The sequence below is a fragment of the Mesorhizobium denitrificans genome (assembly GCF_003403035.1).
GTDB classification, from domain to species: Bacteria; Pseudomonadota; Alphaproteobacteria; order Rhizobiales; family Rhizobiaceae; genus Mesorhizobium_G; species Mesorhizobium_G denitrificans.
Genome location: NZ_QURN01000010.1, coordinates 103,253 through 123,431, shown reverse-complemented (window position 1 = coordinate 123,431; position 20,179 = coordinate 103,253). Strand labels below are relative to the sequence as shown.

The window sequence follows — 20,179 nt, the reverse complement described above, 5'->3', positions numbered from 1 at the left end:
CAGGGCTATTTGCGTCTGCTGGCCAGTAGCGCCTTCGCCTCCTGAACGCCCAGAGCGGCGGGACGCTCGCATGTCGTGACCATATTGACGAATTTGCCGGTTTCGCCGGAGCGCAGGATGCCCGTCATCACATCGACCGTGTGCAGCGCGACTTCCTGCGAGCAGCGATGCGGACGACCGGCCAGGATCGCCAGCGCCATATCCGCCAGACCGGCTGTACGATAATTCGCCATTGCGCCTTCGCTGTGCTGCTGGTTCGGCACACCGAATGGATGCTCCCACTTCGCGACCCTGGTGACAGGCTTGCCCTGCTTTGTGTAACGCACCTCGCCGCCGAAGAAGTTCGGGTCCGGGATGAAAAGCGAACCTTCTTCGCCATAGAGTTCGATGGGCGAATGACCGTGCGCCCAGACATCCCAGCTTGCATTCAGTGTGACCGCTGCGCCGTTCTCGAACTCCAGCAGCGCGAGGATGGTGGTCGGTGTTTCGACTTTCAGCTTTTCGCCCTTGCGCGGCTTTGACGAAATGGTTCGCTCCTTGGCCGGGATTGTGGTCAAAGCCGCGACCCGCTTTACCGGACCGATAAGATTTATGAGGTCGGCGATGTAATACGGGCCGAGGTCGAGGACGGGACCGCCGCCGGGCAGGAAGAAGAAGTCCGGATTCGGATGCCAGTGTTCCATGCCGTGATTCATTATGTGCAGCGTGCCGGAGGTGATTTTCCCGAGCTTGCCGCTGTCGATGAGATGGCGCGCCAACTGGTGCGAGCCGCCCAGAAATGTGTCCGGCGCGGAGCCGACGCGCAGACCTTTTTTCGCGGCACGCTTTTGCAGGTCCTGCCCATCCTTGACCGACAGGACGAATGGCTTTTCCGAATAGACGTGCTTGCCTGCGTCGATGATTTGCTTGGACACTTCATAGTGCGCCGCGGGGACGGTCAGGTTTACGACGATGTCGATGTCTTTCGCCTTGAGCAGATCGGCAATGGTTTCAGCACGCACGCCATATTGCTTGGCGCGCGCCTTTGCTGCGTCCATGTTGATGTCTGCGCCCGCACGAACCTCTATGCCCTTGAACATGGGCGAGAGGCCGAAATAGGTGGCCGAAATATTGCCGCAGCCGATAATGCCGATGCCGAGTGTCTTAGCCATTTTCAATGTTCCTCAGAACTTGCTGACAGCGGCGATGGAACGTTTGGCGAAGCGCGACGCATCGGAAGGATTGTCGTGTTCCATGATGAAATACTTGGCCTTGCTCTTCGACCGGAGCAGCTTGTAGATGCCCTTCCAATCGACCGCGCCATGTCCGACATCGGACCAACCGTCCTGATCCAGATTCTGACCGGCGGGCGCAATGTCCTTGACGTGCACCGCCACGATGCGCGGTCCATACGCAGCGATCCACGCAGCGGGATCCGTACCGCCGCGAATGATCCATGCAACGTCCATTTCCCAGCCGATATCGGGAAAGGCGTCAAGGATGCGGCGCATGGGCGATGACCCATCCGGCAGAAGATGGAACTCGAAATCATGGTTGTGCCAGGCAAGGCCATAACCTGCTTCCTTGGCCCGCTTGGCGATCTTGGCGAGGCGCGCGCCGAACTGGTCCCAGCCCTTGGCTGCGGTGGGACGTGCTTCGGCTACGAGATAGGGGCAAACGATGACCTTGACGCCCAAGGTCTTGGCGATGGCATCGGCCTTGGCAAAATCCTTCTCCAGCATTTCGACCGGGAAATGGGCGGTCGGCATGGTGAGGCCGTTCTTCTTCAGCTCGTCGCGGAACGCCTTGGGATCCTCGTAGACGGCGCCGAAGCCTTCGACACGCTTGTAGCCAGCTTTTGCAAGACCCTTGAGCACATCAGGCCATGGCGTGTGATTGCGGGAGGAATATAGCTGATAGGACCAGTCCATCGTCGTTTCCTGTAGTTGGCTAAATGCGGTTGTCGTCTGCGTCGAATATTGAGGCTCGTGCGGGATCAAAGCCGATCCGCGTCACATCGCCGGTTCGTAGATGATTTTCGGCTTCGACACGGAAGGCGAAATTGTTGCCGCCGAGCTTGGACCAGACAAGCGTATCCGAACCCATCGGCTCCATGATTTCGACCTTCACGTTCTGGCTGAAGGGCTGTGCGCTGGCAGCGGTGCCGACAGCAATATGCTCGGGGCGGATGCCGAACACGACGGGTGCGTCGGGTGAAACCGATTGCTCGAATGTGTAGCGCTCAAGCGGCACCGATACGTCGCCGACCTGGAAGGTGGAGGCGTCCGCGCCGATATTGCCATTGAGGAAATTCATGCCGGGCGAGCCGAGAAAGCCCGCGACAAAACGATTGACGGGGCGGTTGTAGATGGTTTGCGGAGCGTCGAGTTGCTGAATGACGCCGCCGCGCATGACGGCGATGCGATCCGCCAACGTCATGGCCTCGATCTGGTCGTGGGTGACGTAGATCATGGTGTTTTGCAGGCGCTGGTGCAGCCGCTTGATCTCGACGCGGAGTTCTGAACGCAGCTTGGCGTCGAGATTGCTCAGCGGCTCATCGAACAGGAACACATCGACATCGCGGACAAGCGCGCGCCCGATGGCGACACGTTGCCGCTGCCCGCCGGAAAGTGCTGCTGGTTTGCGCTGCAAAAGCGGTTCGATTTGCAGCATCTGCGATGCGCGGCTGATGCGCTCTGCGATTTCCGCCTTCGGGGTGCCTGCGACGCGCAGACCGAAGGATAGATTTTTCTCGACGGTCATTTGCGGATAGAGCGCATAGGACTGGAAGACCATGCCGATGTCGCGGTCTTTCGGCTCCAGCCAGGTAACGTTCTTGCTCTTGATGAATATCTGCCCGTCAGTGATGTCCAGCAATCCGGCGATGCAGTTCAGCAGGGTAGACTTGCCGCAGCCCGAGGGCCCGAGCAGGACTAGAAACTCGCCGTCGGCAACGTCGAGGTTGAGCGTTTTCAGAACTTCGAGATTGCCGTAATTCAGGCGAAGCTCGCGAACCGAAACGCTGGTGCCGTTGGATATTGTCATGCGCCTATCCCTTCACCGCACCAGCGGCGATGCCGCGCACGAATAGCTTGCCCGAAGCGAAGTAGATGATGAGCGGAACCAGCCCCGTGAGGATCGTGGCGGCCATGTTGACGTTGTATTCCTTCACGCCCTGCACGGAGTTGACGATGTTGTTGAGCTGCACTGTCATTGGGTAGGTGTCGGGGCGGGTGTAGACGACACCGAACAGGAAATCGTTCCAGATGCCCGTAACTTGCAGGATGACCGCAACCACGAAGATAGGCAGCGACATGGGCAGCATGATGCGGAGGAAAATCTGCCAGAAGCCCGCGCCATCAACGCGTGCGGCCTTGAACAATTCCTGCGGCAAAGCCGAGAAATAATTGCGGAACAGCAATGTGAGGATCGGCATACCGAAGATGCAATGCACGATGATGAGGCCGAATAGACTTCCGTAAAGGCCGATGTCGCGCAGGATGATGACAATCGGATAGATCATTATCTGATAGGGGATGAAAGCTCCGACAATCAGGATCGTAAAGAAGATATTCGCGCCTTTGAACTTCCAGTTGGCGAGCGCGTAGCCGTTTACGGACGCTATTGCGATGGAGGCGATGACGGACGGAACGGTGATGATCACCGAGTTCCAGAAACCTCGCGAAAGCCCGTCGCAATTCAGCCCGGTGCATGCTGTTGCCCAAGCCTTCACCCACGGCTCGAAAGTGATTTCCATCGGCGGGGAAAAGATGTTGCCCATGCGGATTTCGGGCATGCCTTTGAGCGAGGTCACGACCATCACGTAAAGCGGAATCAGGTAATAGAATGCGACGACGAAAAGCGTGCCGTAAATGATGATGTTGCGCGACGAAAGCACGGGGCGCGGACGCGAGCCGCGCGGGCCGGAAGGATCAAGCATGCTTGCGCCCTCCGAATTCGAGATAGGCCCACGGAATGACGATGATGATGACCGACAGCAGCATCATGGTAGAGGCGGCAAAGCCTTGTCCCAAATTCTGCGCGTGGAACATGTAGTCGTAGACATATTTCGCAGGCACTTCCGAGGAGATGCCCGGCCCGCCGCTCGTTTGCGCGACGACGAGATCGTAGACCTTGACGATGGAGGCGGCGATGATCACCAGTGTTGTGATGAAGACCGGGCGCATCATGGGGATGATGATCTGGACATAGGTGCGCCATGTCGGGATGCCGTCAACCCGCGCGGCTTTCCAGATGTCTTCATCAATGCCGCGCAAACCTGCCAGCATCAGACACATAACTAGGCCGGTGCCCTGCCAAAGTGCCGCGATGAGGATGCCGTAGATTACGATCCGCTGGTCGTAGAGGGGGTCGAATGTGAAGCTTGTCCAGCCAAGCGAACGCACCACCGCTTGCACGCCGAAATCAGGATTGAGCAGCCATTGCCAGACAAGGCCGGTGACGATGAAGGACAGAGCGAAGGGGTAAAGGAAGATGGTTCTGAACGTATCTTCGAAACGGATTTTCTGGTCCATCAATGCGGCGAGCACAAAGCCGATGAGGAGCGAAAAGATCAACATCAACACGCCATAGATGGCGAGATTTTCGACGGCGACGTTCCAGCGCGGCGCGGCCCAAAGCCGTTCATACTGATTGAAGCCGACAAAGTTCAAACGCGGCAGCAGACGCGAGTTCGTGAAGGAATAGAACACGGTCCAGGCTGTGCCGCCGACGAAGATGACCAATGCGGTCAGCATCATCGGGATCGAAGCGATCTTGGCACTGAGGTTTCGCGTGAGTTGCGAAGGGCGCTTTCCGGCACTCGACATTTTGCAGCCTCGTTGTGATAGGCAGGCCGGCGCGGGGCCGGCCTGAGTTATCGCAGAGCGCTGATTAATCAGCCGAAGCGATGATCTCGGCGAAGCGCTTTTGCGCGTCTTCGACCGAGAGGTTCGGATTGGAGAAGAACTCTGACATGAGGTCTTCCTTCTGCTTTTGCGAATCCTGCGAAAGCAGCTGATCGGTCCACGGGATGACATTGCCCTTGGCGAGAATGTCGAGGCCCTTCTTCATGCAGTCGTTTGCGGCGTTGAGGTCAACGTCGCCACGAACGGGCAGCGAACCCTTCTTGAGGTTGAACGCGACCTGTGTCTTGGGATCGAGCAGGGTTGTGGCGAGCACTTCCTGCGCTGCGGTCTTTGCCGCATCCTTCTGTACGGGGAAGTAGAAGGCGTCGCCGCCGGTCGCGATCATTTCCGTTACACCAAGGCCGGGCAGGCAGGTATAATCCTTGCCTGCGACCTTGCCGGCGATCTGAAACTCGCCCTGCGCCCAGTCGCCCATGATCTGGCCACCGGCCTTATCGGTGATGACGAGATTGGTCGCCTGATTCCAGTCTTGAACATTGGAGTTTTTCGCCATCTTGCGGGCGTCGTCTGCTGCCTTGAAAATCTTGGCCATTTCCGGCCCGGCGGCTACTTCGGCGTCCTTGTCCTGATAGACTTTCAGGAACAGGTCTTTGCCGCCAAGCGCCGCGAGCATGACGTCGAACGCCCCGGAGGACTGCCAGGCCTGACCGCCGAGCGCGAGCGGAATGATGCCCTTTTCTTCGAGCTTGGGTGCTGCGGCTACAAACTCATCCCAGTTTTTCGGGACGGGAACGCCAGCGGTTTCGAATGCCTTGTTGGAGAGCCAGAGCCACTGCCATGAATGGATGTTGACCGGCACGCAGTAGATTTTGCCGTCTATGGTGCAGCTATCGAGCAGGCTCTTCGGCCGAACGATCTCCGTCCATTTTTCCTTGGCGGCGAGATCGGTGAAGTCACGCATCAAACCCGCTTGCACAAGCTCTTCGGCCTGACGTCCGTGATTGAATTGAGTTGCGCCCATCGGGTCGCCGCCGGTGATGCGGCTGATCATGATCGGCCTGGCCGTGCCGCCGGAACCGGCGATGGCGCCATCGACCCATTTGTTGCCGGTGGCGTCGAACGCCTTGGCGAGTTCCTTGACCGCCGCCGCTTCGCCGCCGGAGGTCCACCAGTGAGTGACTTCGAGATCAGTCGCGCTGGCGACACCAGCATAACCGCATGTGGTTGCGGCTGCGAAGGCAGCCACCAGAATTCGATAACGCATTAGCTCCTCCCAGAAATCTGTAACGTTACAGATAAACACTAGTCGATGTTTGAGCGCTCCGCAACCCTTGGTCGAAAATGAGGATCTCGGCCTGTGAATCAATGGAATGGCTGCGAATTGAGCATTTTGATATTACTTACCTTTTCGGCGGCTATTGCATTGCACAAGCGGAGATTGGTGCGTTGCAAAAATATCTGTAACGTTTCAGATTTTATTGTCTTGCGCTGGTTTTGGGCGTATCAGCGGGCGTTGGCGCAATCAGCGCTAGGGGCTTTGAGGAATGGAATCCGACCAGCAGGAAGGCAGGAGCTTACCCTCTGAAGGGGAGCGCCCGACGCTCAAAACGATTGCCTTTATGACGGGGCTGGGCGTGACGACCGTGTCTCGTGCGCTTAAGGATGCGCCGGAAATCGGTCCTGAAACGCGCAAGCGGGTGCAGCTCGTTGCGCGGCAGGTGGGCTATCGTCCCAACCGTGCCGGTGTACGCCTTCGCACGGGCAAGACGAATGTCATCAGCCTTATCCTCGACACACAGGAATCCATAGGCGGCTTTGTTTCGGACATCGTCTACGGCGTTTCCGAACACCTCGCGCAGACGCCCTACCATCTCATCTTGACGCCATATTCGCGCGACAATGACCCGATGGAGCCAATTCGCTATGTGGTGGAGACTGGCTCGGCGGACGGCATCATCATTTCGCGAACACAGCCGAACGATCCGCGTGTGCGCTATCTGGCGGAGCGCGGTTTTCCGTTCGCGACGCACGGGCGGACGCTGGTGAAGCCAGCGCACGCGTTCCATGATTTCGACAATTACACATTCGGCCAGATTGCTGTGCAGCGGTTGGTGCGGCGAGGCCGCAAACGGCTTGCGTTGCTGGGGCCGAGCGCGTCACTTCTTTATGCGCAGCATACGCGCGACGGCTTTAGCGATGCGCTGGCAAGCGAGGGCGTCTCGGAGGTTCCGTTTCCGCACGTGACGACTGACGACACGATGGAGGCGATACGCGAGGCGACGCTGGAGATGATGCGGCGCAAGCAGCCGCCAGACGGCATCGTGTCTAGCGCGGGTGGTGCGGCCTTCTCAATCGTGGCGGGGATTGAGGAAGCGGGGCTGCAGCTGGGGCGCGACATTGACATCGTATCCAAGCAGTCGTTCCGCTTGCTACCCATTTTCAGGCCGCAAATTCTGGTCGTCAACGAGGACTTCCGGCTTGCGGGGCGTAATCTCGCGCGCGCCGTTATAGGCGCAATCGGCGGCGCTGCCCTCAACACGCTCCAGACAATAGAAGTGCCGGAAGCAGTTGGGGAAGTGCCGGAAGCGGTGGACGAGACACGCTAATCCGACCACGCCGCGAATGGGTCGCAAAAAAGCAAGCGAAACTGCGCTTCGGACGATAGGTCTTTGCGCATGACGGCTGAAGTTGGCCGGTTCCCAGTTTGAAAGAGACAACGATGATTCTCGACCACTATGTTCTGACCGTCTCATGCCCATCCGTGCGCGGGATCGTCGCGGCCATCTCAAGCTATCTGGCCGAGAAGGGATGCTACATCGTTGATTCCTCACAGTTTGACGATCTTGGCACGAAGAAATTCTTCATGCGCGTTTCCTTCACCTCGCAAGAGGGGGTGTTGGCGGACGATATTTTCGAAGGCTTTAAGCCAATTGGTGAGCGGTACGAAATGGATTATGAGTTTTCCAGCAGCCGCGACCGCACGAAGGTGCTGCTGATGGTGTCGCGTTTCGGCCATTGCCTTAACGATCTGCTTTATCGCTGGAAGATCGGCGCACTGCCGATTGATATTGTCGGCGTGATTTCCAACCATTTCGACTATCAGAAAGTCGTCGTGAATCACGACATTCCGTTCCATCGCATTGTGGTGACGAAAGAGAACAAGGCGAAAGCGGAAGCGCAACTCATGGATGTCGTGGAAGACACGGGCGCGCAACTTATCGTGCTGGCGCGCTATATGCAGGTGTTGTCCGATGATCTTTGCCGGAAGATGTCGGGCAAGATCATCAATATCCACCACTCGTTCCTGCCGAGCTTCAAGGGTGCAAACCCTTACAAGCAAGCCTATGAGCGCGGCGTGAAGCTGATTGGCGCGACGGCGCATTATGTGACCGCCGATCTGGACGAAGGGCCGATCATCGAGCAGGACATCGCGCGAATTACACATGCGCAGAGCGCCGAGGATTATGTTTCGATTGGCCGCGATGTGGAAAGCCAGGTGCTGGCGCGCGCCATCCATGCGCATATCCATCATCGCACCTTTATCAATGGCAACAGAACAGTGGTGTTTCCGGCGAGCCCCGGTAGCTATGTTTCGGAGCGGATGGGTTGACCGGAGGCTGTCAGGAATAATTGCTTTCGGGCATCTGGCTCGCTTGCCGGGAATCGAACGCTGGAGGATTATCGAATGCTAAGAGGGCTTTTCGATGATCCTGATCGGTCAATATGATTCTCCATTTGTGCGGCGTGTCGGTATTGCGCTGACGCTCTACGGCTTGGAGTTCGAGCACTGGCCCTGGTCCACATTTGGCGATGCGGACAAGCTGAGGGAGTACAATCCGCTAACGCGCGTGCCCACGCTTGTGCTGGACGGCGGCGAAGTGCTGATCGAGACGTCTGCGATTGTCGATTACATTGATGGCTTGGTATCGGCGGAGCGCAGACTGTTTCCCGTTAAGGAGCCTGCCCGCTATCGCGCCATGCGGGTTGTAGGGCTTGCGTCCGGCCTGTCGGATCTTGCGGTGCGGCTTTTCTACGAGCAGGTTTTGCACAAGCAGCCGTCGGACGTTCTAGTCGAACGTTTGCTTACGCAGATCAGGGCGGGTCTGGCGGTGCTGGAGCGCGAGTGCGCAGATTTGACCTCGACATATTGGTTTGGTGAGAATCTCGGATATCCCGACATCGCTGTCGCGGCTTGCCTTCGCCACATCAAGGAAGCGCATCCGGGGTTAGCCGATGGTTCGGATTATCCCACGCTCAACGCGTTTTCCGAACAGTTGGAAAAGCTGCCGGTGTTTAAGAAGATTTCGCAGGTTTTTATACCGCCTGCTTGAAGGCGTTTGCCTGTTATCAAAAGCAGCGCTGCCCCTCTCCCTGTTCTTCACGGGGGAGAGGGTAAGGGTGAGGGCAATTTACCTATTTGCCATCGAAGGCGTTTTGCAAGGTTGCGATTTCGATCTTGCCCATTTTCATGAGCGCCTGAAATGCACCGTTTGCCTTTTCCTGATCAGGATCGGTGTACATTTTGATGGCAGGGCTCCAGTAGATTTGCCATGAAAGGCCGAAGCGGTCCTTGAGCCAACCGCATGGTCCCGGCTCTCCGCCACCTTCAAGCAGCGCATTCCAGTAGTAGTCGATTTCGGCCTGATCCTTGCACTCGATCATCAACGAAATGGCTTCGGTGAACTTGAAGTGTGGCCCACCATTGAGGGCCACGAGCTTCACTCCTTCAAGTTCGAACTCGATGACCATCACCGTTCCTTCAGGTGCGTGGCCGTCCTTGAGATAGTGAGCGGTTCGCAAAATGCGCGAATTTTTGAAAACTGACGTGTAAAAGGTAACAGCTTCCTCGCCGTTGAAGTCGAACCAGAGACACGGCGCGATTTTCTGTACGATTGGCATAGCATTCTCCTCACATGTGCGCAGCATTGCGCGTCATGCCAAGGACGAATAGCGCCCAATGGCGCCGACAATTATTTTTCAAGTTTGGCGCGGCTCAGACGAAAGGCCGCCCAACTTCGTATTTGCGTGGGATCAGACGCTTGAAATAATCGATGCCGGGCTGCGCCAGATGCGTGCCGTCGGCAGCCAGGAAATCTTCTGGCATGTGCCGCGTTTTGGCGGCGACCGCCGAGAGTGGCACCTTGCGCATGACGGTTTTGCCGCCCTCATATTTGAGCGCAACGGAACCGCCGCCTTCTTCGGCAACCTGAATGGCATATTGCCCCGCCTCATAAGCCTCGCGGGCGTCCGTGGCGTTGATCGCGCCGATGTAGCCGCGCGGCATGTAACCGAGAGCGTCAACGCGTGCGCGCTTGCCCGGCAAACCATTGGCAAGGGCGGTTTCAAAGGCGCGGTTCAGGTCGCTGCCGGAAAGCTTGACGTTGCCGTGGGCGTCGCGCTCGACCTTGTCTGCGCCGACAATGCTTTCGACCAGCGACTTGCCGTCTTCTGTCGTGACGCCTTCGGAAACGGCCACCACGCAGCGCTTGTATTTGTCCATCGTGCGCTTCACATCATCGATAAAGCGCGCGGTCGAGAAGGGACGCTCCGGCACATAGATAAGGTGCGGGCCATCATCCTCATCGTCGCGCCATGCTGCCGCTGCGGCGGTGAGGAAACCGGCGTGACGGCCCATGACGATGCCGACATAGATGCCGGGCAGGGCGCGAAAATCGAGATCGACACTCTGGAATGCGCCGGCGACAAACTCGCCAGCGGAGATGAAGCCGGGCGTGTGGTCGTTTTCCATAAGATCATTGTCTATGGTCTTGGGCGCGTGGACGAAAGCCATCGAGCCGCCAGCTGCATCAGTCAATATCTGCTGGGTGCCGGAGGTGTCATTGCCGCCAATATACATGAAAGCGTCGGCATTGATTTTCTGCAGGCCTTTCAGAACCTGTTCGCAATAGGCAGCATCTGGCTTGTCGCGGGTGGAGCCAAGAGCAGCGCCGGGCGTGTTGCCGATAGCGCGCATACGAGCGGGCGGCACATCGGAAAAATCCACATAATCGCCATCTCGAACACCACGCACGCCATGCCGTGCGCCAAGGATGCGGGCGTCAGGATAACGCCGTTCGATCTCTGCGACTGCACCAGCAAGTGTCTGGTTGATGACGGCGGTGGGGCCGCCGCCTTGAGCTATGACGAAAGTCTTGGGCATGGTGTTCTCCTCCCACAATTACGGGGACGCGGTCTAATCGTTTTAGACCTCAATTGCGAGAGAAGAAATGGCTACAGCACAACGATTTGCGTCTTGTTCATAACCGCATTGGAATTCACGCGGTCGAATAGGTCGATAACGTCCTGATTCATCATGCGCACACAGCCTGACGACATGGCCTGACCGATGGTCCACCACTCTGGTGAACCGTGAACGCGATAGCCCGTGTCTTGATTGTCGCGATAGATATAGAGCGCGCGTGCGCCCAGCGGATTATCCAGACCGCCCGGCTGTCCACCCGCCCATTTGCCAACTTCCGGCTTGCGCGCAATCATTTCCTTCGGCGGAGTCCATGTCGGCCATTTGCGGCCATATTGAATGACGCCGCGACCCGACCACTCAAAACCAGCCTTGCCGATACCCACGCCGTAGCGCAGCGCTTCGCCGCCGGTTTGAACCAGATAGAGGTAGCGGTTCTTGGTATCGACAACGAGTGTTCCCGGTGCCTCGCCAGTGGGATCGACGACGATCTGACGACGGAACTCCGGCTTGACCTTCTGATAAGGGATCGCGGGCAGCACGAAGCCGGAATCCTCAAACGAGGCGTACATCAACTCCGGATTCGTGACGTTGCGGTCGATGCTGATCTGCGGACGGATCGCGCCCGTGGGCGCCATGTCGACGCTGCTCATCGCCGGAACGCCGGCGCTTAAATCGATAGTCGAGCAACCGGCCGCGCCAAGTAGCGCAGAGCCGAAACCGAACAGCGCTGTTCTGCGCGTGATGGAGAATTCGGAACGCGAGGGTTCGGAATTTTCAGACGAATGCTTAGGCAACATACACACCCACACAAAGTTACTGAGGCCACGGCTCCGACAAGCCAATTGTCCCGCATTTTCAAGGCTTATGGTTGATAAAGGGTGAAAGCCGAAAAGCGTTTCTTTTCAAAGGAATATAAGCGCGTAAGTCGTTGTGGGGCTGCCAAAACCGGGTTTGCCGCGACTTTTCCCGCTTTTCGTCACAAAGCCGTCCAGAGGCTGCGGGTAGTATCATGCTGCATTGCACAATCGGGGCACAATCGGGGCACAATCGGGCGGTTAAGGGGATGCGGAGCATGTCACCAGTATTGTCGGCCACAGTGAAACGCTGTTCTTTTCCGGGCGTTTTGGTAGGAGCGGCGATCCAGGAATTTGCTGAACCATTTGCGCCTCGCGAGCGACATGCTATGCGTCGGCAAGAGGTGCGGCGGCAGTTCTAGTCTGTGCCTCATTGTAAGAGGCGCGCATGACATTCGAAACCTGGCTTGCCTTTTGTGCGGCATCTGCGGTGCTGCTGGTTATACCCGGTCCGACAATTCTGTTGGTGGTGTCCTATGGACTAGGGCAGGGGTGGCGTACGGCGCTGCCGACCGCTGTCGGGGTCGCACTGGGCGATTTCACGGCCATGACGCTTTCCATGCTCGGCGTGGGCGCGCTGCTGGCGACATCCGCAACTGTGTTCACCGTGCTGAAGCTCGTGGGTGCGGCCTATCTGATTTATCTCGGCGTGAAGCTGTTCCGCGCGGGCGGGACATTTCAGGCTGAACCGAAACGCGATGCGGCGTCTGCGGCGAAGATGATTGGCCATGCGTGGGTGGTTACGGCACTGAACCCGAAGAGCATCACGTTCTTCGTTGCGTTCCTACCGCAGTTCATCGACCGCCATGCCGATTTCTGGTCGCAAATGCTGGTGTTTGAAACGACATTTCTCGTTCTCGCCTTCCTGAATGCACTTGGATATGCGCTGGCGGCGGCGCGAGCGCGCAGGGTTTTTGCAAATCCGCGAGCAATCAGCATTTTCAATCGGGCGGGTGGCACAATGCTTGTTGGCGCGGGCATTGCAACCGCTGCGGTGCGAACCGGAAGCTGAGTGTGAAAAGAATCTGGTAGGACCAGTTTTTTCCATTTGATTTTTTTGCTAGTAAGGCGGCGCGGGCCTTGCAGTCAGGCCGCGAGCTTCGGCTCCGCGCCCCCGTAAGGAGGAGTGGCATATGTATCTGGGCATTGACCTCGGCACGTCTGGCGTAAAGGCGCTGCTGATCGACGCCAACCAGAAAGCGGTGGCATCCGGCCATGCCGCGCTGGATGTGTCGCGACCTCATTCGGGCTGGTCTGAGCAGGATCCGGCGGACTGGATTCGTGCGGTTGATGAGGCGATCAATGCGCTGAAGGTTTCGCATGGCGCCGAACTGGCGGCGGTGAAGGGCATTGGCCTTTCCGGCCATATGCATGGCGCGACGCTTGTGGATAGTTCCGACAAGGTGCTGCGGCCCTGCATTCTCTGGAACGATACGCGCAGTTTTGCCGAGGCGGCGGCGCTTGATGCCGACCCTCGCTTTCGCACGATAACGGGCAATATTGTGTTTCCGGGATTCACAGCGCCGAAGCTCGTCTGGGTGGCAAAACACGAACCGGACATTTTCAAGCGCGTGGCGAAAGTGCTGTTGCCGAAGGACTATTTGCGGCTTTGGCTTTCGGGCGAGCACATTTCCGAAATGTCGGATTCTGCCGGTACGGCATGGCTGGATGTCGCCGGGCGGCGCTGGTCGAAGGAATTGCTGGACGCCACGGAACTGACGGAAAGCCAGATGCCATCGCTGGTGGAAGGCACCGAGAAGGGCGGAACGCTGCGCGCTGATCTTGCTGCATCATGGGGCATGAAGCCGGGCGTCGTGATTGCAGGTGGGGCTGGCGACAACGCGGCTTCGGCGGCTGGCATGGGCACGGTGCTGCCCGGACAAGCCTTTGTTTCGATTGGCACATCGGGCGTGCTGTTTGCTGCGAACGGCTCCTATATGCCCAATGCGGCAAGCGCGGTGCATACGTTTTGCCATGCGCTGCCGAATGTCTGGCATCAGATGGGCGTGATTCTTTCGGCATCGGATTCTCTGACCTGGCTGAGCGGCATTACCGGCAAGAAGCCGGAGGAGTTGACAGCCGAACTTGGCGAGACGTTGAAAGCGCCGGGTGGTGAGACTTTCCTGCCTTACCTTTCCGGCGAGCGCACGCCGTATAATGACGCGGCGATCCGCGGTGTGTTTACGGGGCTGGCGCATCAGTCCGATAGGGCGGCGCTGACGCAGGCTGTGCTTGAGGGCGTTTCGTTCGCCTTCCGCGATAGCCTTGAAGCGCTGCGCAAGGCCGGTACGGAGCTGGCGCGGGTGACAGCTATCGGAGGCGGTTCGCGCTCGCGCTATTGGCTGAAATCGGTGGCGACGGCGCTCAACCTGCCGGTCGATGTGCCTGCCGACGGAGATTTCGGCGCAGCATTCGGCGCGGCGCGGCTCGGCCTGATTGCAGCAGAAAATGCGGATCCGGCAGCGGTTTTGACACCACCGCGCACGGCGGAAACGATTGAGCCGGTCGGCGAACTGAGCGGCGCCTACCATGATGCATACCAGCGCTATGTGGCGCTCTATCCAGCGATCAAGGGAGCAGACCAATGACGACGCGTTTCTTCGGCGACATCAAGCCGGCGAAGTATGAAGGACCGGACAGCACAAATCCACTCGCTTATCGCTTTTACAATCCCGACGAGATGGTGATGGGCAAGCGCATGGAGGACCAACTGCGCTTTTCTATTGCGTACTGGCACAGCTTCGCGTGGCCCGGCGGCGATCCATTTGGCGGGCAGACGTTCGAGCGACCGTGGTTTGGCGATACCATGAAGCACGCCAAGCACAAGGCTGATGTAGCGTTTGAGCTGTTCACGCTGCTGGGCGCGCCGTACTACTGCTTCCACGATGCAGACGTGCGGCCAGAGGGCAAGAATTTTGCAGAAAGTGCGGAGCGGCTGGACGAAATCACCGATTATTTTGCGCAAAAACAGCAGGCCACGGGCGTCAAGCTGTTGTGGGGAACCGCGAACCTGTTTTCCAACCGCCGCTTCATGAGCGGTGCTGCGACCAACCCTGACCCGGATGTGTTCGCCTATTCCGCAGCGACGGTGAAGAAGTGCATCGACGTGACCAAGAAACTCGGCGGCGAAAACTATGTGCTGTGGGGCGGTCGCGAAGGCTACGAAACGCTGCTGAACACCGACTTGAAGCGTGAACGAGAGCAGGCGGGGCGTTTCCTCTGCATGGTGATCGATTATGTGAAGAAGATCGGTTTCAAGGGAACGATCCTGATTGAGCCGAAGCCGCAGGAGCCGACCAAGCATCAGTATGATTATGACGTGGCGACCGTCTACGGCTTCCTAAAGGATTTTGGGCTTGAGAAAGAGGTGAAGGTCAATATCGAGCAGGGACACGCGATCCTCGCTGGACATTCCTTCGAACATGAACTGGCGTTGGCTGACGCTCTGGGCATTTTCGGCTCCATCGACATGAACCGTAATGATTATCAATCCGGCTGGGATACGGATCAGTTCCCGAACAACGTTCCGGAAATGGCACTGGCTTATTATTATGTGCTGCAGAATGGCGGCTTCACCACCGGCGGCACAAATTTTGACGCCAAGCTGCGCCGACAGTCGCTTGAGCCCGAGGATCTGCTGATCGCCCATATCGGCGGCATGGACTGCTGTGCGCGCGGACTGAAAGCCGCAGCCAAAATGCTGGAGGACAAGGCATTGTCCAAGCCACTCGCAGAACGTTATTCCGGATGGGACAGCGGCGAGGGTAAGGCAATGCTTTCCGGCAAGCGCACGCTGGAAGAGGTAGCGGCGCGAGTTGTTAAAGACGGAATCGAGCCTCAACCGCGCTCCGGGCGACAGGAGTATCTGGAGAACGTCGTTAATCGATACGTGTGAGGGCCGTTTTCAGCAAGGCGGCAAAGCGCGCAAAATTTTGTCACGCTTTGTCGCGGAATTGCCAAGCTCCTGCCTTCAAGCTGTCATGGACCATGCGTTACATTCAGCGCATGGTACAGGAACACGCAAATCAGTTTATCGAAGCAACGCCGATCCCCGAGATCGAGGCGCTTCTTTCGATGTGCGGTTCGGCCTCATTTGTCGACCGCCTTCTGGCCATTCCACGGCCACGTGATCATGACGCTCCCAACGAGTGGGAGCGTGCCGTAACCAACCGCTTACAGATGCGTATTTCAAACATGATGCGCGAAACGCTTGAAGGCGGTAACTGTCGCGCTGCATGAGACCGGTGGCGCATTGCCAGGGATTGCGAACCTAATTCAACGGAATGTCGTTGTCGCCTTTGTCGGCCTGATACTGGTTTGAAAGCCGGTCGTACTCGGCAGAGATCTTACCAATGCGCGCTTCCAGCCGCTTGCGATCTGCTTCTGGAAGCGTGCGAATCAACTTACGGATGGAGTGACTTTTCCAGTAAGCGTTTTCGGCATTGTAGCCGCCGGGCTCGAGCGTGAAGACCTCTTTCAGAATTTTCAGATCGTGCGGTATCGCGAAGGAGTCGCGCGAATCTTCATGGCTGAAGAGATAGTAGAAATTGTCGAATCCGGTCCATGTTATAGCTGACAGGCACAGCGAACAGGGCTCGTGCGTTGCGATGAAAATGCAGTCGCGCGTGTCGGGACGGTCGGCCTTCGGCATTTCATAAAAGCGCTTCAGGCAATGAACTTCGCCGTGCCAGAGCGGATTTTCCATTTCATTGTTCGTTTCGGCGATCACCAGCGACTTGTCGTCTTTTCGAACGATAGCCGCGCCAAACAGCTTGTTGCCATGTGAAACACCTTCTGCCGTTTTGGGCACGATGTCGTTCTCGATGACGTCCAGCAGGCGCTCCGCCAATTCGGTTTCGTTCGTCATGACAATCGCACCTCGTAGGGGCTTGCGAAGTGGAATTCTTCGAGGTTCTTTTCGGTGCCGCCGCGGTCGACGACCACGAATTCCTGCGGTTCGCCGATGGGCGTCAGAACGCCGTGCCAGGCATTGCGGGGATAGTTTACACCCTGTCCGGGTTGGGTGATGAAGGCGTGAGGTTCGCCAGGACCGTCTGGTGTGTCGTGGCATACGACGACGAGAAACGGACGCGCGGACAATGGGATGAATGCCTGGCTGCCGTAAGGATGGCGCTCGACCATGCCGAGCTTTAGCGGGAACTCATAGGGCGTTGCTTTGAAGAGAGAGATCAGAACGCGGGCATTTTCGCCAGTCGCTTCTACACGCGCGAGATCGTGATAGCGCTCGCAGCGCCCAGCATTGATCGAATAATGATTGTCGCCCCCCGTGTCGATCACATCGCCAAATGGTGCGAAGTTTTCGCGGGTTAGCTTAGTTGCCAAGATTAGCTTGCTCATTGCCAGATACCCCTCATCATCGCAGGAAATAACCGAGGCGTGGGTGGCGGTTGACGTCTTTATAAAGCAGGTAGCGGAAGGGACCGGGGCCGCCCGCATAGCAAGCCTGCGGACAGAAAGCGCGCAGCCACATGAAATCGCCAGCTTCGACTTCAACCCAGTCATTGTTGAGCCGGTAGACTGCTTTGCCTTCAAGCACATACAGGCCGTGTTCCATGACGTGCGTTTCCGGGAAGGGAATTATGCCGCCCGGCTGGAACGTGACGATTGTGACGTGCATATCATGGCGCAAATCGGCAGGATCGACGAAGCGTGTGGTTGCCCATCTGCCATCAGTGTCGGGCATCGCGATGGGTTCTATATCTTGCTCGTTGAGAACCAATGGGTCCGGCGCTTCCAGCCCTTCAACATATTCATATGCCTTGCGAATCCAGTGGAAACGGGCAGGCTCGTCGGAGCGATTGCGCAGCTTCCAGTGCTGCGAGGGCGGGAGATACGCATAGCCGCCGGGTGCGAGATCATACTGTTCGCCCTCAATAACAAGCGAAACAACGCCGTCTACGACGAATAGAACGCCCTCGGCATCCGTATCCGGTTCGGGTTTGTCACTGCCGCCACCGGGCTGAACCTCCATAATGTATTGGGAGAAGGTTTCCGCGAAGCCGGAGAGCGGGCGCGCGATGATCCAGAGGCGGGTCTTGTCCCAATGCGGCAGATAGCTGGTGACGATGTCGGAAAATTCACGACGGGGAATAACCGCATAGGCTTCCGTAAACACGGCACGATCGGTGATGAGGTCCGTCTGCGGCGGCAGGCCGCCCTGCGGCGCGTAATAATTGCGAAGTTTCATCCGCTGTCCCTGTTTCTGTGTCATGCGGGCAAAAGGTCTTTCAGCCGATACCATGCGATGCGCTCGACCTGCTTGCAGGCGGTCGCAAACTCTTCGTCTCGACTGTTTGCGAGGCGCTTGTTGAACGCCTCAAGAATGCTCGTTTTGGTGTTGTCGCGAACGGCGATGATGAACGGAAAGCCGAATTTGGCGACATATTCAGCGTTGAGCCGTGTGAACGTCTCGCGCTCCGCGTCGGTGAGCGCATCTAGTCCTGCGCTGGCCTGTTCCGATGTGGATTCGGTGGTGAGGCGCTTGGCCTGCGCGAGCTTGCCGGCAAGATCCGGGTGAGCGGTGAGAACGCCAAGCCGCTCCTGTTCTGCAGCGGAACGAAAGACGCGGCATAGCGCATTGTGCAGCCCGCCGGCGCTGTCCATAGCGGGGCCGAGTTCCAAGCCGTAGGCGCGTTCGGCAATCCAAGGCGAATGTTCGAATATGCCGCCGAAAGCGCTGACGAATTCGTCCTTCGCCATACGGGAGGGGCGAAGTGCCGGAGCTTTGTAAGGGTAATTTTCTTGCCAGTGGCGCGCGATGTCTATGCGGCGCGGAATCCAGACCTTGTCGTGTGATTGGAAATAATCAATGAAACGCTTGAGCGCAGCGGCACGACCGGGGCGACCGACCAGGCGGCAGTGTAAACCGACGCTCATCATTGCCGGGCGGCCTGCCTTGCCTTCGGCATAAAGCGTGTCGAACGAATCCTTCAGGTAGGTGTAGAATTGCTCGCCGGTGTTGAACCCTTGTGGTGTGGCAAAGCGCATGTCGTTGGCGTCGAGTGTGTAGGGAATCACCAGTTGCGGCGAGATGGCATTGCCGTGGCCGTCATGGTCGAGCCAGTAGGGCAGATCGTCATCATATGTGTCTGAGAGATAGGTGAAGCCGCCTTCCTCCGCGACAAGGCGCACCGTGTTGACCGATGTGCGGCCCGTATACCAGCCGGTTGGGCGCTCGCCAGTGACTTCGGTGTGCAGGCGAATTGCTTCCTGCAGGTCGCGGCGCTCGTTTTCCATCGAGGTTTCGCGATAGTCGATCCATTTCAGGCCGTGCGAGGCGATTTCCCAGCCTGCCTGCTGCATGGCTGCCACCTGATCCGGCGAGCGGGCGAGCGCGGAGGCGACGCCGTAGATCGTGACGGGAACATTGGCTTGCGTGAACATGCGGTGCAGGCGCCAGAAACCAGCGCGCGCGCCATATTCGTAGATCGATTCCATGTTCCAGTGGCGCAGGCCGAGCCACGGCGCGGCGCCCACAATTTCCGAAAGAAACGCTTCGGAGGCAGTGTCGCCATGAAGAATGCAGTTTTCGCCGCCTTCCTCATAGTTCAGCACGAATTGCACGGCCACATGAGCGCCGCCCGGCCATTTCGGATCGGGTGGGTTCTGGCCGTAGCCGCGCATGTCACGAACGTAACGCATATGGTCTCCGCTGATCGCTGCCGCTGTGTTGCTCTTATCATATGAGTGCGCAACGGCTTTCAACAGCTTGATAGCCTCATCTTCTTCAACAATAACGTGGCGAGTTTGGAATATTCCCCCTAAAAAAATTGAAAATGCTTTTTGAAGTGAAGAGCTTCCGGCCTATTGTGCATTGGTCTTTAATCGACGGAAGTTTGACCATCAAAAAGGTGGCTAGGGGAATATGGCTGAAGGCAAGAGCGGAAAACTGACAACCCATGTTCTCGATACGGCGCTGGGTGTGCCCGCAGCGGGGCTGAAGATCGCGCTTTATAAGGTGAGCGGGAACTCGCACCACAAGATGCTGGAGGTCGTGACCAATGCGGATGGGCGCGTTGATGCGCCGCTGCTCGAAGGCAAGAGTTTCGCGACGGGCGTTTATGAGCTGGTTTTCTTTGCCGGTGATTATCTGCGTGCTTCCGGGCAGAAATTGCCTGAGCCAGCGTTTTTGGATCAAGTGCCTCTACGCTTCGGCATGGCCGAGGACAAGCACTACCATGTGCCGCTGCTCATCTCGCCCTATAGCTATTCGACATATCGCGGGAGTTGAGAGTTGAAAGCAATCAAACCAACAT

At 57.7% G+C, this 20,179-nt stretch carries 21 protein-coding genes; 8 read left to right on the top strand and 13 right to left on the bottom strand.

Annotated elements, in window-relative coordinates; genetic code table 11:
• Positions 1 to 5: 5 nt before the first annotated feature.
• The 6 genes from DY251_RS14115 to DY251_RS14090 form a co-directional block, all read right to left on the bottom strand.
• Positions 6 to 1,151 carry a Gfo/Idh/MocA family protein gene (locus DY251_RS14115; protein WP_116624551.1) on the bottom strand — a complete coding sequence of 382 codons (1,146 nt, stop codon included), beginning with the start codon at positions 1,149 to 1,151 and terminating at the stop codon, positions 6 to 8.
• Positions 1,152 to 1,163: 12 nt separating this feature from the next.
• Positions 1,164 to 1,910 (bottom strand): sugar phosphate isomerase/epimerase family protein, encoded by a 747-nt coding sequence (locus DY251_RS14110; protein WP_116624550.1) that lies wholly within the window; start codon positions 1,908 to 1,910, stop codon positions 1,164 to 1,166.
• A gap of 19 nt (positions 1,911 to 1,929) precedes the next feature.
• Entirely contained in the window at positions 1,930 to 3,024 is a 1,095-nt protein-coding gene (locus tag DY251_RS14105; RefSeq protein ID WP_116624549.1) for an ABC transporter ATP-binding protein, read from the bottom strand.
• Between the two features lie 4 nt (positions 3,025 to 3,028).
• Positions 3,029 to 3,919: a carbohydrate ABC transporter permease gene (locus DY251_RS14100; RefSeq protein WP_116624548.1), complete on the bottom strand. Its 891-nt coding sequence runs from the start codon at positions 3,917 to 3,919 to the stop codon at positions 3,029 to 3,031.
• Complete coding sequence (locus DY251_RS14095; protein ID WP_116624547.1) at positions 3,912 to 4,808, bottom strand: carbohydrate ABC transporter permease; 897 nt, start codon at positions 4,806 to 4,808, stop codon at positions 3,912 to 3,914. The genes DY251_RS14100 and DY251_RS14095 overlap by 8 nt, the downstream gene beginning before the upstream one ends.
• Positions 4,809 to 4,872: 64 nt before the next feature.
• Complete coding sequence (locus DY251_RS14090; protein ID WP_116624546.1) at positions 4,873 to 6,111, bottom strand: ABC transporter substrate-binding protein; 1,239 nt, start codon at positions 6,109 to 6,111, stop codon at positions 4,873 to 4,875.
• Positions 6,112 to 6,391: 280 nt separating this feature from the next.
• Here DY251_RS14090 and DY251_RS14085 point away from each other — a divergent pair, with 280 nt between their 5' ends.
• From DY251_RS14085 to DY251_RS14075, 3 genes are all read left to right on the top strand, one after another.
• Positions 6,392 to 7,453, top strand: coding sequence for a LacI family transcriptional regulator (locus tag DY251_RS14085; RefSeq protein ID WP_116624545.1), 1,062 nt, complete (start codon positions 6,392 to 6,394; stop codon positions 7,451 to 7,453).
• 113 nt (positions 7,454 to 7,566) lie between these two features.
• A complete protein-coding gene (purU, locus tag DY251_RS14080) occupies positions 7,567 to 8,457 on the top strand; it encodes a formyltetrahydrofolate deformylase (protein WP_116624544.1) in 891 nt (296 codons plus the stop codon).
• Positions 8,458 to 8,551: 94 nt separating this feature from the next.
• Positions 8,552 to 9,178 carry a glutathione S-transferase family protein gene (locus tag DY251_RS14075; protein WP_116624543.1) on the top strand — a complete coding sequence of 209 codons (627 nt, stop codon included), beginning with the start codon at positions 8,552 to 8,554 and terminating at the stop codon, positions 9,176 to 9,178.
• A gap of 82 nt (positions 9,179 to 9,260) precedes the next feature.
• Here the strand turns inward: DY251_RS14075 and DY251_RS14070 are convergent, their stop codons facing one another.
• From DY251_RS14070 to DY251_RS14060, 3 genes are all read right to left on the bottom strand, one after another.
• On the bottom strand, positions 9,261 to 9,746 hold the full coding sequence (locus DY251_RS14070; protein WP_116624609.1) for a VOC family protein: 486 nt from the start codon (positions 9,744 to 9,746) through the stop codon (positions 9,261 to 9,263).
• Between the two features lie 94 nt (positions 9,747 to 9,840).
• The gene (locus tag DY251_RS14065; protein ID WP_116624608.1) at positions 9,841 to 11,007 is read right to left on the bottom strand and encodes a diphosphate--fructose-6-phosphate 1-phosphotransferase; all 1,167 of its coding nucleotides are present in this window, start codon (positions 11,005 to 11,007) and stop codon (positions 9,841 to 9,843) included.
• A 71-nt stretch (positions 11,008 to 11,078) separates the two neighbouring features.
• A complete protein-coding gene (locus tag DY251_RS14060; protein ID WP_116624542.1) occupies positions 11,079 to 11,846 on the bottom strand; it encodes a L,D-transpeptidase in 768 nt (255 codons plus the stop codon).
• Between the two features lie 445 nt (positions 11,847 to 12,291).
• Between DY251_RS14060 and DY251_RS14055 the strand changes: the two genes are divergently transcribed.
• The 4 genes from DY251_RS14055 (at position 12,292) to DY251_RS14040 (ending at position 16,142) form a co-directional block, all read left to right on the top strand.
• Complete coding sequence (locus tag DY251_RS14055; protein ID WP_116624541.1) at positions 12,292 to 12,915, top strand: LysE family translocator; 624 nt, start codon at positions 12,292 to 12,294, stop codon at positions 12,913 to 12,915.
• A gap of 121 nt (positions 12,916 to 13,036) precedes the next feature.
• Complete coding sequence (xylB, locus tag DY251_RS14050) at positions 13,037 to 14,491, top strand: xylulokinase (RefSeq protein WP_116624540.1); 1,455 nt, start codon at positions 13,037 to 13,039, stop codon at positions 14,489 to 14,491.
• On the top strand, positions 14,488 to 15,798 hold the full coding sequence (gene xylA, locus DY251_RS14045) for a xylose isomerase (RefSeq protein WP_116624539.1): 1,311 nt from the start codon (positions 14,488 to 14,490) through the stop codon (positions 15,796 to 15,798). The genes xylB and xylA overlap by 4 nt, the downstream gene beginning before the upstream one ends.
• Before the next feature lie 92 nt (positions 15,799 to 15,890).
• Entirely contained in the window at positions 15,891 to 16,142 is a 252-nt protein-coding gene (locus tag DY251_RS14040) for a hypothetical protein (RefSeq protein WP_116624538.1), read from the top strand.
• A 31-nt stretch (positions 16,143 to 16,173) separates the two neighbouring features.
• Here the strand turns inward: DY251_RS14040 and DY251_RS14035 are convergent, their stop codons facing one another.
• Genes DY251_RS14035 through puuE form a run of 4 tightly spaced genes read right to left on the bottom strand, consistent with a single transcriptional unit; the run spans position 16,174 to position 19,565 of the window.
• Positions 16,174 to 16,770, bottom strand: coding sequence for a nucleoside deaminase (locus DY251_RS14035; protein ID WP_116624537.1), 597 nt, complete (start codon positions 16,768 to 16,770; stop codon positions 16,174 to 16,176).
• Positions 16,767 to 17,261, bottom strand: coding sequence for an ureidoglycolate lyase (locus tag DY251_RS14030; RefSeq protein ID WP_116624536.1), 495 nt, complete (start codon positions 17,259 to 17,261; stop codon positions 16,767 to 16,769). Before DY251_RS14030 ends, DY251_RS14035 begins: the two co-directional genes overlap by 4 nt.
• A gap of 16 nt (positions 17,262 to 17,277) precedes the next feature.
• On the bottom strand, positions 17,278 to 18,111 hold the full coding sequence (locus DY251_RS14025; protein WP_116624535.1) for a bifunctional allantoicase/(S)-ureidoglycine aminohydrolase: 834 nt from the start codon (positions 18,109 to 18,111) through the stop codon (positions 17,278 to 17,280).
• A 20-nt stretch (positions 18,112 to 18,131) separates the two neighbouring features.
• On the bottom strand, positions 18,132 to 19,565 hold the full coding sequence (gene puuE, locus DY251_RS14020; protein WP_116624607.1) for an allantoinase PuuE: 1,434 nt from the start codon (positions 19,563 to 19,565) through the stop codon (positions 18,132 to 18,134).
• A gap of 223 nt (positions 19,566 to 19,788) precedes the next feature.
• Here puuE and uraH point away from each other — a divergent pair, with 223 nt between their 5' ends.
• Complete coding sequence (uraH, locus tag DY251_RS14015; protein WP_116624534.1) at positions 19,789 to 20,154, top strand: hydroxyisourate hydrolase; 366 nt, start codon at positions 19,789 to 19,791, stop codon at positions 20,152 to 20,154.
• Positions 20,155 to 20,179 lie beyond the last annotated feature (25 nt).

Excerpts from the sequence above, each read along its gene's own strand:
- DY251_RS14105 (WP_116624549.1), bottom strand. The coding sequence starts at position 3,024 with ATGACAATATCCAACGGCACCAGCGTTTCGGTTCGCGAGCTTCGCCTG.
- DY251_RS14100 (WP_116624548.1), bottom strand. The coding sequence starts at position 3,919 with ATGCTTGATCCTTCCGGCCCGCGCGGCTCGCGTCCGCGCCCCGTGCTT.
- DY251_RS14040 (WP_116624538.1), top strand. The coding sequence starts at position 15,891 with ATGCGTTACATTCAGCGCATGGTACAGGAACACGCAAATCAGTTTATC.
- DY251_RS14095 (WP_116624547.1), bottom strand. The coding sequence starts at position 4,808 with ATGTCGAGTGCCGGAAAGCGCCCTTCGCAACTCACGCGAAACCTCAGT.
- uraH (WP_116624534.1), top strand. The coding sequence starts at position 19,789 with ATGGCTGAAGGCAAGAGCGGAAAACTGACAACCCATGTTCTCGATACG.
- puuE (WP_116624607.1), bottom strand. The coding sequence starts at position 19,565 with ATGCGTTACGTTCGTGACATGCGCGGCTACGGCCAGAACCCACCCGAT.
- DY251_RS14025 (WP_116624535.1), bottom strand. The coding sequence starts at position 18,111 with ATGAAACTTCGCAATTATTACGCGCCGCAGGGCGGCCTGCCGCCGCAG.
- xylB (WP_116624540.1), top strand. The coding sequence starts at position 13,037 with ATGTATCTGGGCATTGACCTCGGCACGTCTGGCGTAAAGGCGCTGCTG.
- DY251_RS14030 (WP_116624536.1), bottom strand. The coding sequence starts at position 17,261 with ATGAGCAAGCTAATCTTGGCAACTAAGCTAACCCGCGAAAACTTCGCA.
- DY251_RS14075 (WP_116624543.1), top strand. The coding sequence starts at position 8,552 with ATGATCCTGATCGGTCAATATGATTCTCCATTTGTGCGGCGTGTCGGT.
- DY251_RS14055 (WP_116624541.1), top strand. The coding sequence starts at position 12,292 with ATGACATTCGAAACCTGGCTTGCCTTTTGTGCGGCATCTGCGGTGCTG.
- DY251_RS14065 (WP_116624608.1), bottom strand. The coding sequence starts at position 11,007 with ATGCCCAAGACTTTCGTCATAGCTCAAGGCGGCGGCCCCACCGCCGTC.
- xylA (WP_116624539.1), top strand. The coding sequence starts at position 14,488 with ATGACGACGCGTTTCTTCGGCGACATCAAGCCGGCGAAGTATGAAGGA.
- purU (WP_116624544.1), top strand. The coding sequence starts at position 7,567 with ATGATTCTCGACCACTATGTTCTGACCGTCTCATGCCCATCCGTGCGC.
- DY251_RS14035 (WP_116624537.1), bottom strand. The coding sequence starts at position 16,770 with ATGACGAACGAAACCGAATTGGCGGAGCGCCTGCTGGACGTCATCGAG.
- DY251_RS14110 (WP_116624550.1), bottom strand. The coding sequence starts at position 1,910 with ATGGACTGGTCCTATCAGCTATATTCCTCCCGCAATCACACGCCATGG.
- DY251_RS14085 (WP_116624545.1), top strand. The coding sequence starts at position 6,392 with ATGGAATCCGACCAGCAGGAAGGCAGGAGCTTACCCTCTGAAGGGGAG.
- DY251_RS14090 (WP_116624546.1), bottom strand. The coding sequence starts at position 6,111 with ATGCGTTATCGAATTCTGGTGGCTGCCTTCGCAGCCGCAACCACATGC.
- DY251_RS14060 (WP_116624542.1), bottom strand. The coding sequence starts at position 11,846 with ATGTTGCCTAAGCATTCGTCTGAAAATTCCGAACCCTCGCGTTCCGAA.
- DY251_RS14115 (WP_116624551.1), bottom strand. The coding sequence starts at position 1,151 with ATGGCTAAGACACTCGGCATCGGCATTATCGGCTGCGGCAATATTTCG.
- DY251_RS14070 (WP_116624609.1), bottom strand. The coding sequence starts at position 9,746 with ATGCCAATCGTACAGAAAATCGCGCCGTGTCTCTGGTTCGACTTCAAC.